Origin of the sequence: Klebsiella sp. CN_Kp106 (assembly GCF_040064575.1) — a bacterium.
Lineage (GTDB): Bacteria > Pseudomonadota > Gammaproteobacteria > Enterobacterales > Enterobacteriaceae > Klebsiella > Klebsiella michiganensis.
The window spans coordinates 1-12,453 of sequence record NZ_JBEAIG010000061.1 but is presented as its reverse complement, the minus strand read 5'-3'; the positions used below and the strand labels follow the sequence as shown (position 1 = coordinate 12,453).

General features: G+C 57.2%; 16 protein-coding genes. 9 read left to right on the top strand and 7 right to left on the bottom strand.

The genetic code is table 11. The annotated features are described in order from the left end of the window. Nucleotides 1-29 precede the first annotated feature (29 nt). From ABLU96_RS20915 to ABLU96_RS20900, 4 genes are all read right to left on the bottom strand, one after another. Nucleotides 30-689 carry a methionine ABC transporter permease gene (locus ABLU96_RS20915; RefSeq protein ID WP_009654800.1) on the bottom strand — a complete coding sequence of 220 codons (660 nt, stop codon included), beginning with the start codon at nt 687-689 and terminating at the stop codon, nt 30-32. Further along, nucleotides 686-1,477, bottom strand: a complete 792-nt coding sequence (locus tag ABLU96_RS20910; protein WP_014229467.1) for an ATP-binding cassette domain-containing protein — start codon at nt 1,475-1,477, stop codon at nt 686-688. The genes ABLU96_RS20915 and ABLU96_RS20910 overlap by 4 nt, the downstream gene beginning before the upstream one ends. Continuing rightward, complete coding sequence (locus ABLU96_RS20905; RefSeq protein ID WP_032719155.1) at nt 1,474-2,280, bottom strand: MetQ/NlpA family ABC transporter substrate-binding protein; 807 nt, start codon at nt 2,278-2,280, stop codon at nt 1,474-1,476. Before ABLU96_RS20905 ends, ABLU96_RS20910 begins: the two co-directional genes overlap by 4 nt. 153 nt (nt 2,281-2,433) lie before the next feature. Continuing rightward, entirely contained in the window at nt 2,434-3,462 is a 1,029-nt protein-coding gene (locus tag ABLU96_RS20900; RefSeq protein ID WP_004851112.1) for an isopenicillin N synthase family oxygenase, read from the bottom strand. A gap of 271 nt (nt 3,463-3,733) precedes the next feature. Between ABLU96_RS20900 and ABLU96_RS20895 the strand changes: the two genes are divergently transcribed. Then, nucleotides 3,734-4,009 (top strand): VF530 family protein, encoded by a 276-nt coding sequence (locus ABLU96_RS20895; RefSeq protein WP_025105728.1) that lies wholly within the window; start codon nt 3,734-3,736, stop codon nt 4,007-4,009. A 41-nt stretch (nt 4,010-4,050) separates the two neighbouring features. On the opposite strand, the gene ABLU96_RS20890 is transcribed toward ABLU96_RS20895, so the two are convergent. Together ABLU96_RS20890 and ABLU96_RS20885 are read right to left on the bottom strand one after the other, a co-directional pair. Beyond that, the gene (locus tag ABLU96_RS20890; protein WP_004134116.1) at nt 4,051-4,239 is read right to left on the bottom strand and encodes a hypothetical protein; all 189 of its coding nucleotides are present in this window, start codon (nt 4,237-4,239) and stop codon (nt 4,051-4,053) included. Between the two features lie 71 nt (nt 4,240-4,310). Beyond that, on the bottom strand, nt 4,311-4,520 hold the full coding sequence (locus tag ABLU96_RS20885) for a YdgH/BhsA/McbA-like domain containing protein (RefSeq protein WP_004102265.1): 210 nt from the start codon (nt 4,518-4,520) through the stop codon (nt 4,311-4,313). A gap of 331 nt (nt 4,521-4,851) precedes the next feature. Here ABLU96_RS20885 and ABLU96_RS20880 point away from each other — a divergent pair, with 331 nt between their 5' ends. From ABLU96_RS20880 to ABLU96_RS20850, 7 genes are read left to right on the top strand one after another with little or no spacing between them, the layout of a single operon-like run. Next, a complete protein-coding gene (locus ABLU96_RS20880) occupies nt 4,852-5,592 on the top strand; it encodes an amino acid ABC transporter ATP-binding protein (protein WP_004102264.1) in 741 nt (246 codons plus the stop codon). An 8-nt stretch (nt 5,593-5,600) separates the two neighbouring features. Next, the gene (locus tag ABLU96_RS20875) at nt 5,601-6,299 is read left to right on the top strand and encodes an ABC transporter permease subunit (protein WP_032749050.1); all 699 of its coding nucleotides are present in this window, start codon (nt 5,601-5,603) and stop codon (nt 6,297-6,299) included. Nucleotides 6,300-6,308: 9 nt separating this feature from the next. Continuing rightward, nucleotides 6,309-7,061, top strand: a complete 753-nt coding sequence (locus ABLU96_RS20870; protein WP_038424548.1) for an amino acid ABC transporter permease — start codon at nt 6,309-6,311, stop codon at nt 7,059-7,061. After that, entirely contained in the window at nt 7,051-7,893 is an 843-nt protein-coding gene (locus ABLU96_RS20865) for a transporter substrate-binding domain-containing protein (RefSeq protein ID WP_064406372.1), read from the top strand. The genes ABLU96_RS20870 and ABLU96_RS20865 overlap by 11 nt, the downstream gene beginning before the upstream one ends. A 4-nt stretch (nt 7,894-7,897) precedes the next feature. Further along, on the top strand, nt 7,898-8,437 hold the full coding sequence (locus ABLU96_RS20860; RefSeq protein WP_064406370.1) for an L-2-amino-thiazoline-4-carboxylic acid hydrolase: 540 nt from the start codon (nt 7,898-7,900) through the stop codon (nt 8,435-8,437). Beyond that, complete coding sequence (locus ABLU96_RS20855) at nt 8,425-9,180, top strand: VOC family protein (RefSeq protein ID WP_047723777.1); 756 nt, start codon at nt 8,425-8,427, stop codon at nt 9,178-9,180. Before ABLU96_RS20860 ends, ABLU96_RS20855 begins: the two co-directional genes overlap by 13 nt. 12 nt (nt 9,181-9,192) lie before the next feature. Beyond that, on the top strand, nt 9,193-9,981 hold the full coding sequence (locus ABLU96_RS20850; RefSeq protein ID WP_032749054.1) for a pyrroline-5-carboxylate reductase dimerization domain-containing protein: 789 nt from the start codon (nt 9,193-9,195) through the stop codon (nt 9,979-9,981). On the opposite strand, the gene ABLU96_RS20845 is transcribed toward ABLU96_RS20850, so the two are convergent. Beyond that, entirely contained in the window at nt 9,978-10,934 is a 957-nt protein-coding gene (locus ABLU96_RS20845) for an AraC family transcriptional regulator (RefSeq protein WP_064406368.1), read from the bottom strand. The two genes, ABLU96_RS20850 and ABLU96_RS20845, sit on opposite strands and share 4 nt — an antisense overlap. Before the next feature lie 108 nt (nt 10,935-11,042). Between ABLU96_RS20845 and ABLU96_RS20840 the strand changes: the two genes are divergently transcribed. Then, entirely contained in the window at nt 11,043-12,242 is a 1,200-nt protein-coding gene (locus ABLU96_RS20840) for an MFS transporter (protein WP_014229454.1), read from the top strand. The last annotated feature ends 211 nt before the right edge of the window (nt 12,243-12,453 follow it).

Here is a 12,453-nt window from a genome sequence, read left to right as displayed (position 1 = left end):
GCGGATGGCGCGCGGCCACCCGCTTATTGTTAACGACGGTGGGCGAGGCCGCGGACCAGACGGTCGCCGGCCATCTGCACGCCCTGCACCAGCGCGACCAGAATGAGCACGGTACCGAACATCACCTCGTTATTGAAGCGCTGATAGCCGTAGCGAATGGCCAGATCGCCCAGTCCGCCGCCGCCAATCACGCCCGCCATCGAAGAGAAGCCGATCAGCATAACGATGGTCAGCGTGATGCCTGCCAGCAGCGTCGGCAGCGCTTCCGGCAGCAGCGATTTAAAGATCACGTGCCAGATATTGCCGCCCATCGATAAAATCGCCTCGATACGCCCGTAATCCACTTCATCCAGCGCGTTCTCCGTCAGCCGCGCAAAGAACGGAAAGGCGCCAATGGTGACCGGAACCACCGCGGCGGTACTGCCGAGAGTGGTGCCAATAATCAGCCGGGTGAACGGAATCAGCGCGATCAGCAGCACGATAAACGGCAGCGAACGACCAAAGTTGATAATCGCGCCCAGCACGGCGTTGAGCTTCGGCATCGGCGCCAGGCCGTTGCGGCGTGAAACAAACAGCAGCACGCCGGTCGGCAGCCCGAGCAGCACGGTAAACAGCGCCGCCAGGCCGACCATATAAACGGTATCTACCGTGCCCTGAAGCAGCAGCGGCCAGAGATCTTCCCAACTCATGCTACTCCGCATAATGGCCTCCCGTGAAAACCGTGGCGAGCGAGGAAATCCCGCTCTGCCTGAGGATCGTGCAGCAGCGACTGCCGTAGCCGCGACCATGGCGCCACCAGCAAATCGGCAATTCTGCCGCTTTCAATAATCTCCCCGTGCTCCAGCAGCGCCGCGTGGTCGCAGAGGGTTTTCACCACTTCCAGCTCATGGGTGATCAGCACGATAGTGAGGTTCAGCTTTTGGTTGATATCCGCCAGCAGGCTGAGCACCGAGGCCGTGGTCTCGGGGTCGAGGGCGCTGGTGGCCTCATCGCACAGCAGCACATCCGGCCGCGCGGCCAGTGCGCGGGCGATCCCCACGCGCTGTTTTTGCCCGCCGGAAAGCTGTGACGGAAAGGCGGCGGCTTTATCCGCCAGCCCGACCAGTTCCAGCAGTTCCGCCACCCGCGCCTGGCGGGCGGCTTTCGGCACTTTGGCTATCTCCAGCGGCACCGCGACATTGTCGGCGACGCTGCGGGCGTGAAGTAAATTAAAGTGCTGGAAGATCATGCCGGTACGCAGCCGGTACTCGCGCAGCGCGGTTTTATCCATCCGGGTAATATCGTTCCCGTTCACAATAATGCGGCCCGACGTGGGCCGCTCCAGCAGATTCAGGCAGCGTATCAGCGTACTTTTGCCTGCACCGCTGCGGCCGAGGATGCCGTAAACGGCTCCTCTCGGCACCTGCAGAGAGACATCGTTTAGCGCCGGTCGGCCTGTTCCGGCATAGGTTTTACTCAGCCCGACAATCTCAATCATGACTGAGGAGCTACCGGGATCACCGAGCCGTTATACTGCTTACGAATAAATTCGGCGACCTGCGGCGAGGTGAGGTCTTTGGCCAGCGCCTTGATGCGCGGATCGTTCGCCAGCGCCGGCGTTGTCACCAGAATGTTGGCGTACGGGTTGTTGGTCGCGCTCTCCAGACCCAGCGCGTCTTTGGCCGGCACCAGCCCGGCTTCCAGCGCGTAGTTGCCGTTTATCACCGCCAGGTCAACGTCATCCAGCGACCGCGGGATCTGCGGTGATTCAATCTCAAGGATTTTCAGGTGCTTCGGGTTTTCCACGATATCTTTCGGCGTCGCCAGGGTGGTCGCCGGGTCGGTAAATTTTGCCGCCAGCTTAATCAAACCCTGATTTTGCAGCAGGAACAGCGCGCGGCTCAGGTTAGTGGTGTTATTCGGTACCGCCACGGTGGCGTTCTCGGGCAGCGATTTAAAATCTTTATGCTTGCGCGAATAGATCCCCAGCGGCTCAATATGGACGGTCGCCGCGACGGCGAAGGTTTTGCCCAGCGCTTTCTCCTGATCTTTCAGATAGGGGACGTGCTGGAAGTAGTTGGCATCGACATCGCCGTTGGCCAGCAGTTCGTTGGCGTTAACGCCGCTGGTGAGTTCGACGATTTTCAGGTCGAGGCTGGGATCGATCTTCTTAATGTAGTTAAGGATCTCGGCGTGCGGCACCGGGTCCGCGGCGACGCGCAGCGCGGCGGCCTGGGCGGAACTCCATGCCAGAGAGAGAGACAGTGCAACCCCTGCCAGTTTAAATGCGGCATATTTCATCATCTTATTCCTTGTGTTGTTGTTATGTTTATACCCGTCATACTTCAAGTTGCATGTGCGTTGGCTGCGCGCGCTCACCCGAATCACTTACCAGAGTAAGCTCATCGGGATTCACTGACTTGCCGCCTGCCTGCAACCCGAATTATTTAGGGTCTACACGATCAATTGCTCGGCGCGTTCGCGAAAAACATCCTGGTAGTAGCGCTCGGCGACATCAGGATGCGAACGCAGACGCCCTTTCAGGTAATTCCAGCCCACCTCGCGCAGCAGCGGGTTTTGCGGGTCGCTATCCGGTCCGAGGGCTTCGCGGGCCAGCTCGTCGGGCAGCGTGTAGACGGGGACCACGGCATCCAGCTGGGCGCCGAGGAAGAAAGCGATCGACAGCCGCTGCTGGTCGGCAGGCGGCGAAACGACCCGGTGCACCGTTGCCCGCAGATAGCCGTTGGTTGCCAGCTCCAGCAGCTCGCCGATATTCACCACAAAGCTGCCCGCCAGCGGGGTCGCGTCAATCCAGCGGTCAGGGGAGACTTCGACCTGCAATCCTTTCTGCTCATCCTGCAGCAGGAAGCTGAGGAAGCCGGAGTCCTTATGCGCGCCAACGCCCTGGGCGCTCTGGGTCTCCTGCTGGCCGGGATAGCGGATCAGCTTGATATGTTCATTGGGCTTATCGCCATACAGGCCATCGAAGGCATCCAGCGGCAGGCGCAGCGCTTCGGCGAAGGCGCGCAGCAGGGTGATCCCAACCTGGGTCATTTCCCGTTGCCAGGTCAGTAATGTGGGTTTGAGCGAGGGCAACGCCTCTGGCCAGAGATTCGGCCCCTGCAGGCGCTGCCAGCGCGGCGCGCGTTCGCTAAGCTGCAGGGCCGGGCGCTCGGCGCCGATATCGAACTGCTCGCGCCAGTCGGGTTGACCGCGGGTTAATTCAGAAGCGGCGCGGTTGTAGCCGCGAAAATGCGGAGAGTGAATCATTGCCACCCTCTGCTTTTGATCGTCGGGCAGGGCAAAAAAGGCGCGGGATTGCTGCTGCACGGCCTGCTGCAGCGACTCATCGACGCCGTGGTTGATCAGATAAAAGAAACCGATATCGCGGGCGGCGTGGCGCAGGTCGGCGAGAAACGCCGCTTTTTCAGCGGGGTCCGCGTAGCGGGCCAGATCCAGTATCGGTAAGGTTGTCGCGTTCATTGTGTTCTCCGAAGGCGGTATTCAGGTGTTTTCGTCGATTCAGATTCAGGGTTCGGGGACAACAACAGCGCATGATCGATTCCTCAGTCGGGTGGTTGAAGCCAGCTTGCCTTAAGCGAAAATAATCAACCAATAACGTTCTTTTCTAATTTATGACCGTGGAGGGTTCTGTGCTTTTGCGAATTTTGGATAAGGGGGAGGCGGGGCTGTTGCGATTGGCGTCGGGAGCCAGTATGGTGAGCGAAATTTTTAATTCAGGTAAAGAGACGCAATGCAGCACCCAAACGATCCTCTGCACGGCATCACGCTGGAAGCGCTGTTAAACGCGCTGGTCGCGCAATATGGCTGGGCCGAACTGGCGAAACGCATCAACATCAACTGCTTTAAAAGCGAGCCGAGTATTAAGTCGAGCCTGAAGTTTTTACGCCGCACGCCGTGGGCGCGTAAAGAAGTGGAAGCGCTGTATATCGATTCGTTGTCCGATACCGATACGGCAAAAGCGGAAGCGCCGGCGGATAATCCGTGGGCACACTGGCAGAAAAAGTAGGGCGCGCAGCGGATAATTCCACGCGCGCCCTGGGCTGTGTGTTACTGAAGATTGCCTGCGGTCAGGCTCTCTTTATCAAAGGCATGGCTGACATCAATATGATTCTGATGCACGGACGTGTCGATATTTGAACCTGCCTCCGGACGCGCAAAGCTATTCTCTGCGGCCATCGCCCCGGACGAAAGTGTAGCGGCTAACAGCAGTGCGGTGACTACGCCGATATTTTTCATATTTTGTTCCTTATTTCATCGTGTTGTCGCTGTCGCCTGTGTCTTCCGGCGGCCCGGCAATGTTTCAAATTTTATTTCGTCAGTTCTGCGGTCATATGCACGCGGTTATTGAACTGAGCGCTGGTGATTTTGTAAGAGGCGCCTTGCTCTGCGGCCTGAGCGGCAATTTTGGCTTCTGCGCGGTCCAGTGTGGAAGCGCTGGCGCTGATACTCTGCGCAAACGTACCGAAAGAGATCATAGAGAGTGCGGCAACTGCAACGAAAGTTTTGATGGATTTCATGGTCGTATTCCTTAAACGTTTTGTTAGTGTTGGAGCGTTGTTGCCCCGATGTGATAAATGATAGGTCGACGACGCGATGATTAAAATCGAAACAATTTGCTCTCATTATTCAATAAATTTGAATGAAGTATCGGTTACCGCAATCCTGTTTTGCAAATAAGGTTTGATTACAATCAAGCCTCATTGTCATAACAAATATATAAAAAGTTATTTTTTGACTTTCGATAGATGATTTTCTTGTTTGCTATCATCTGAACGGCGGCAATATAGTTTTTGTACAGCAATAAATGCCGGTGTGCGGCAAATAATCATTATTCACGAATATCTCATTATGATAACGCTCAATAAGATCAGTAAAAGCTTCTCCGGTGAAAGAGTGCTAAAAGAGGTATCGCTCAGCATTCATTCCGGCGAGATTATTTGCATTATTGGCCCCAGCGGCTCGGGGAAAACCACGCTATTACGTACGCTTAATTTCTTAGAGCCTGCCGATAGCGGGCAAATAAGAATAGATGATGTGGCGCTGGATTGTGCAAAAGCGGGAAAAAAGGAGATTGAAAAACTACGCTCAAAAACCGCTATGGTTTTTCAATCGTGGAATCTTTTTCATAACCTCACCGCACTGCAAAATATTACCGAAGGACTGATATACGCTAAAAAACGCCCGCGGCAGGAGGCGCTGGCTATTGCTGAACGACTCTTAAAGCAGGTGGGGTTGCTGCATAAAAAAGACCACTATCCGCACAGTCTCTCCGGCGGCCAAAAGCAGCGTATCGGTATTGCGCGGGCGCTGGCCATTAACCCCGCCGTTCTGCTGCTGGATGAACCGACCTCAGCCCTGGATCCGGAAAAAGTCGGTGAAGTGCTGGAGCTTATTCAGACCATTGCCGCCGCGGGCCAGACGATGATCATCGTGACCCACGAAATGGCGTTCGCCCGTCAGGTCGCTTCCCGGGTGGTATTTATGGAAAACGGCGAAATCGTTGAACAGGGCCCGGCGGAACAGATATTTGGCGCGGCGCAGCAGGGCCGAACCCGGGCGTTTCTTGCACAACTGCACTATCATGCCTGAGGCTGATGATGAACAATAACCCGCTGTTTAGCTGGCCGGATATCGCCGGAATAGTGCCGAAGCTGCTGGAAAATTTACCCGTGACCCTCGGTATAACGCTGGCGTCGCTGCTGCTTGGTTTAACGATCGCGCTGCTGATTGTGCTGCTGCAGTTTAGCCGCTTTAGGCCGCTCAGCGCGGCGGCAAATGGGTATACCGACATTCTGCGCGGCGCGCCTCTGGCGCTGCTGATCCTGCTGTTTTTCTTCGGCGGCAAATTAATTTTGACCGCGCTGGCGCTGCCGCCGCTGTGGATTAGCGATACCACCTTTGCGGTGCTGTCTATTTCGGTCAGCATCAGTCCCTACTTTGCAGAAATGATGCGTTCAGCGTGGCGCGCGGTGGATAGTGGCCAGAAAGAGGCCATTATCAGCCTGAATATTCCCTGGCATCAGGGAATACGGCGGATTATTTTCCCCCAAGGGCTTATTATTGCTATTCCCGTCTTTGGCAATCTTTTAATTAATCTCGTGAAAATGACCTCGCTGGTCAATATTATTGGTATTGTGGATGTTTTTGGGCGGGCACAAAAGATTTCGCAAAATAGCTACGGGGCGAAACAAGTCGCGGCATTTATTAGCGTTATTATCGTCTACTGGGTGCTGAATAGTATTATTCTCTATTTTACCACTCGTATTGAAAAGAAATATCAGTTCCTGCTGGAGTGATAAATTAACATGTTTAGCCTGGCGTTCATTCGCGACAATTTTACGTTTATTTTAAGCGCGCTGCCGGTCACCCTGACGATAACGTTATTATCCTTACTGTTTTCCACTTTGCTGGGCGCAGCGCTGGCGTGGGCGATTATTCGTCAGGTACCCGGCGTTCAATGGCTGGCGAGGGTATTCCTCTCCTTTGGCCGTTCGGTCCCGGTCCTGGTGATGCTGTATTTCTTTTTTTACGTCTGGCCGTGGATTGCCGCCGGGCTGTTCGGCGGCCCGCAGGACACGATGTACCGCTATAAACTCTCGCCGCTGGCGGCGGCGGTCACCGCGCTGTCGCTGATCTTCAGCGCTTATTTCGCCGAAACCTTTCGCGCGGGATGGAATGCGGTTGATAAGGGGCAGCGCGAGGCCGCATGGTCAATCGGGCTAAGCGGATTCACGCAGTTCCGACGCATTATTTTTCCACAGGCGGCGGTATCCGCGCTGCCGAACTTTACCAGCGTGCTGATCGATCTGATTAAAGACACCTCGCTGGTTTACACCATCACCGTTGTTGATCTGATGGCGAAAGCCAATATCGCCGCCGCGCGCGGGTTTCATTTTGTCGAAGCCTACTGCGTCGTGCTGGTGATTTATATCGTGCTGTGCCTGGCGATTGCCAGAGCATTGCGCAGTGCAGAAAGGTTTCTGAGCGCCCGCTGGCAAGGAAACGCAGAAAAGAGTGTTTCACGGTTATCATTTTGGGGAAGGTATTTTGAAAAATAAAATTTTACTGGTGAGTGCGCTGGCGTTGGCAATCGGAATGAACGCCGCGCAGGCGGTTGAAAAAAGCGCAAACGCGAAAACGGTTGAGGTTGTCGTCAATGCTAACGGTTTTCCCTTTAGCTTTGTTGACGATAACAACAATATTACCGGTTACGATGGCGACCTGTTAAAGGTGCTGGACCAGCGTTTAACCGACTATACGTTTCATTTCAATGCGGTCTCGCGCGATGCGATGATCGTCGGCCTATCGACCGGCGCCTATACCCTCGCGGCGGATCACTTTTATCTCACCAAAGAGCGGGCGGAAAAATACGACCACTCCGGCGAGCCGACAGGGATCAGCGATTTGCGCCTGATTGTGCGTAACGATGAGAACGATATACATAATCTCGGCGATCTCGCCAGCGGGAAGAAAAAGCTGGTGCCGATTCATACCTCCGACGCCCGTTATACGGTGATTGAAAACTACAATAAAAAACATCCAGGCCAACAAATTAACCTGCAGCCCAACGGCGAGCAGTCCGCCGCCGATATCTTTAAAGCGGTAGCCTCCGGGGAATACGATGCGGCGATTTACCCCATTGGCGCGCTGCTGGCGTTAAATAAGGCGCTAAATCTTAATCTGAAAGCGTCGGATTCTGTCGGCCTGTTTCCTAACGTCTATTTGTATAAAAAAAATACCGATCCGCAGCTAATCAAAGCGATTGACGCGCAGCTGGTCGCCCTGAAAAAGGACGGCACGCTCGCTGAGCTCTCGCGGAAATGGTACGCCGAAGATGTGTATGCCCTGCCGGGCGCCAGCGACGTGAAAGTGAATACCGACTGGGAATAAGCGCATGACGCAAATAAACTCGGAACCGGCGCATAACGCCGCCACCTTAAACGATGAGGTAACCCTGGCGCTGCGCGCCATTACTGAAAAACGCGCGGCAACGATCGGTTACCTGTTGGACGAAAGCCGACAACGCCATATCGCGGATGATTCTGTCCGTGAAGCAATACGCCACTATGGCCGCGATATCGGGCATAAGCTGCGCGCGCAAATGCGCGATCGAAAAGATTTGCAGGAGTTTGCCGGGCTGTTTACCCGCGGTCTGGAATCTCAGGTTTATGAGATGGAGCCCGTTAGCGCCAGCCGGGACGAATTTATCGTCCTGTTTCACTACTGTCCCTATGTCAACTGCTGGCGGCAGCAGGGGCGAGGCGCCAGCGAAATTGAGACGCTGTGCGATATCTGCATGGAAGGCGATCGTGCGCTAACCGACGCGTTTCCGGGGCTGCATTTAGAGGTGCAGACCGCGCTGGCTCGCGGCGATGCCGCCTGTCGGCTGCGTTTTTATCAGGCAGAGGAGCGGGAGGGCGAATGGCAACCTTAACGTGGGACCACGCGGTCCAGTTTGTTAATCAGCCGGAAGCGGCGATTCAGGCGCTGAGCGGGCAAAAGCTCAACGCGGTGGCCGGTGGGCGCCACCCGGGCTGGGGGACCAGGAATGCGCTGAGCTATTTCGGCCTGACCTATATCGAATTTCTGGCGATTGCCGATGATGCAGAGCTGCTTTCCGCCGCGGAGACGTTTTTACTCTGCCGGGATGCGTCGCGGCTGCTGCCGGATAATGAAGCGCTGTATCGGGTGGCGCTGCGTAGCGACGATATTGAGCGCACGCATGCGGAGTTGCACGAGCAGGGCCTGCGGGTTTCGCCGATCGTCAACGGCCAGCGCGACGATCCGCAGGGCAACGTTATCCGCTGGCGGATCTTCACCATTGACGGCGATTTTGACGGCCTGGTCTATCCCTTTATTCTGCAATGGGGGGAAGAGGATGACGCCCGGTTGAGCCGCCTGCAGGCACAGGGTCTCGCTGCGCCGCATCCTCTGGGGGAGATTGAACTGCAGCGCGCGGTTTTCACGGTACAGCATCCTCAGGCGGTGCGCGACCGCTGGCAGCTGCTGTTTGGCTTTGCCCCGCAAGGCGAGCAGGGGCTGGCGGTGGGCGGTCGAGAGTTTCTTTTCCGTCAGGGCGCGGCGAACCAACTGACTGAACTGGTGTTTCGCGTTGCTGACCCGGCGCTCAAAGGCCGACGCTTTCGCGTTGGCAACGGCGAATATCTTTTTGAATAAGGAGTAAGACTCATGACCAGGGTCCATTTTTTTGGCGCCGGACAGATGGCGGAGGCGATTATTCGCGCGTCATTAAGCCACGGTGCGCTGCGGGCGGACGCGATCTCGCTGGAGGATATCGACAGCGCGCGAGTCGAGGCTCTGCGCGCCCGTTATCGGCTGTCGGGCGACGGTGGCGTAAACGAAGCCGCTTTGCTGGTGCTGGGGATCCGTCCGCAGGACGATCTGGCGGGGGTGGCGAACCGCGTGCGCCCGCAGCTAAACGGCTCGACGACGGTGGTTTCTCTGATCGCGGGGGTGACCCTGGAAAAGCTGGCCTCCCTGTTTGGTGCGGCAACGCCGATTGCCAGGGCGATCCCCAATACCCTGACCGATACCGGATTTGGCTATAGCGGCGTGACCTTAAACCCCCACGCCAGCGCGGCTGAGATCGAGCCGTTTCTGCGCGGCTTTGGCAAAGTGCTGTATCTGCCTGAGCGGTTGATCGATATCTTTACCGGCTTTGGCGTCGCGGGCCCTAACTATATTTACTACTTTATTGAGTCCCTTACCGATGCCGGCGTACTGGCGGGGCTGCCGCGGCCCCAGGCAACGGAGGTGGTGCTGGAAAACCTGCTCGGCGCGGTCGAGATGCTGCGCCAAAGCCAAAAGCATCCGCGCCAGCTTCTGGATATCAACAACTCCCCGGCGGGCGTCGGGATCCACGGTCTGTATGAGCTGAACAACAGCGATTTTGCCGCTGGGCTTCAGCGCAGCGTACTGGCGGCGGTCAGGCGCACCCGTGAACTGGGACAGTGCTAAAATCCTTCTTCCCGCGACAGATCGCGCAGCGCGCCCGGCGCCTTTCCGATAATGCGTTTAAAGGCGCGGCTGAAGGCGGCATGAGAACTGTACCCCAGCCTGAAGGCCACTTTTTCCAGCGCCTGACCCTCATGGGAAATGTACTGCACCGCGAGGCGCATACGCAGCTCGGTGAGATAGCGGGCGGGCGTGGTGCCGGTGGCGGAGAGGAAGCGTTCAGCAAATACCGAACGTGAAATTCCCGCCTCTCGGGCCAGATCCTCGACTTTCCAGTTAATGCCCGGCTGCTGATGCATAACGTAAATGGCTTTAGCCAGCTTAGGATCGCGCAGCACCTGTACCCAGCCGGTGGCGTTGCCGCAGCCGCACTCCACCCAGCCGCGGACAATCAGCGCGGCGACCACATCGGCCAGCCGCGCCAGAATGCCGGCGTAGCCCGCCTGTCGAGTGAGGCTTTCGCGTTCCATGGCCGCCAGCATCGGCGGGATCTCCGGACGGCTGGTCAGCAGGCTGCTGACCAGCATCACTTCGGGCATCGCTTTGACCAGCGGCTGCATACCGCCCAGCTCAAAGTCCATACAGGCGCTGAAGATAATGGCGCTGTCGCTTTTCGCGTCGTCGCAGGCGTTTTTGACGCAGCTTACCGAGCCGCAAACCGGTTCGCTGGGCAGTCTGGACAAGTTAACCACCGTTGCCTGGTCATCGGAGAGCAGCACGTGACCATCGCCGTTCGGAATAAACAGCGCATCGCCGCTCTGCAGCATCAGGCGCTGACCGCTGACCATGCGCAGCAGTACCGGTCCCCGGCTGATAAAGTGGAACTGCGCTTTACCAGGTACGAAGCCGAATTCGACGCCAAAAGGACGGGAGGTTTCGATGCGGCGGTAGTTGACGCCGGAAAGGCGCATGCCGCGCAGAAGTTCGCTGGTGAGATCGAGGGCGTGCTGAGTCATAACATCATTCCCGGACGAATTATCAATAATCAAGGAGTATGCATCATAGATCGTCCGAACAGAACCGCCTAACCTTAACGAAATGTTAATTGTTCTGGAGAGATGTTTATGAGTTCCTGCATTGCAGCTGAAGAGAGCCAGACCAACGCCAGGCCCGCGTGGCGCGCCGTCTATGCGCTGGCGCTGGGGGTGTTTGGCCTGATTGTCGCCGAGTTTCTTCCTGCCAGTTTGTTAACGCCGATGGCGGCAAGCCTGGGCGTTAGCGAAGGTATGGCGGGGCAGGCGGTGACCGCGACGGCGCTGGTGGCGTTAGTTACCGGGCTGCTGATCACCACCGCGACGCGAAATATTGACCGCCGCTGGGTGCTGATGTTCTTCTCCGTTTTGCAAATTATCTCCAGCATGATGGTGGCCTTCGCCGGTTCGCTGGAGTTTTTGCTGCTTGGGCGCCTGCTGCTGGGGATCGCCATCGGCGGCTTCTGGTCGATGTCGACCGCGACCACCATGCGTCTGGTTCCGGCGGCGATGGTGCCGAAAGCGCTGGCGATTATCTTTTCCGCCGTTTCCATCGCGACGGTGGTTGCCGCGCCGCTGGGCAGCTATTTCGGCGCGCTGATCGGCTGGCGCAACGTATTTCTTATCTGTGCGCTGCCGAGTGTGGTTGCGCTGCTCTGGCAGCTGTGGGTTCTTCCTTCCATGCGTCCGGAGAGCGTCGGCAGCTTCGCTACCCTGTTTAAGGTGCTGCGTCGGCCAGGTATGATTGGCGGCATGCTCGCGACAATTCTGATTTTCAGCGGCCACTTCGCCTTCTTTACCTATCTGCGTCCGTTCCTCGAAACCGTGGCGCAGGCCAGCGTCGAAGGGGTTTCTCTGATCCTGCTCGGTTTTGGGGTAGCGAACTTTATCGGCACCTCGATTGCCGGACATCTGTTGGCCCGAAGCCTGCGCCTGACGCTGGCGCTGGTGCCGCTGGCAATGAGCGTGCTGGCGCTGATGATGGTAACGTTCGGCCACGTCGCGCTGCTGGACGGTCTGCTGGTGGCGATGTGGGGCTTTGCTTTTGGTCTGGTGCCGGTGGGCTGGTCGACCTGGCTTGCCACTACGGTGCCGGATGAAGCTGAAAGCGCGGGCGGCCTGCTGGTGGCGTCTATTCAGCTGGCGATTAGCGCCGGTGCGGCTGGCGGCGGTGCGGTATTCGATCTCAACGGCGCGAGCGGCGTTTTTGTCGGCAGCGGCGTGCTGCTGGTCAGCGCCATGGTGATAGTGCTGTTTGCGGTAAGAGTTAAGCCGGTCGTGAGCGAGGAGTAGGGCTACCGGGCTACAGGGCCGCAGATTGCTGTTAACCCGTAGCCCGGGTAAGGCGTTTACGCCGCAACCCGGGGAATATTCCGCGACGGGGTATTATTGCGGCTTCTTCCCGGCTTGCGCTGCGCTTAGCCGGGCTACAGGGCCGCAGATTGCTGTTAACCCGTAGCCCGGGTAAGGCGTTTACGCCGCAACCCGGGGAATATGCCGTGAC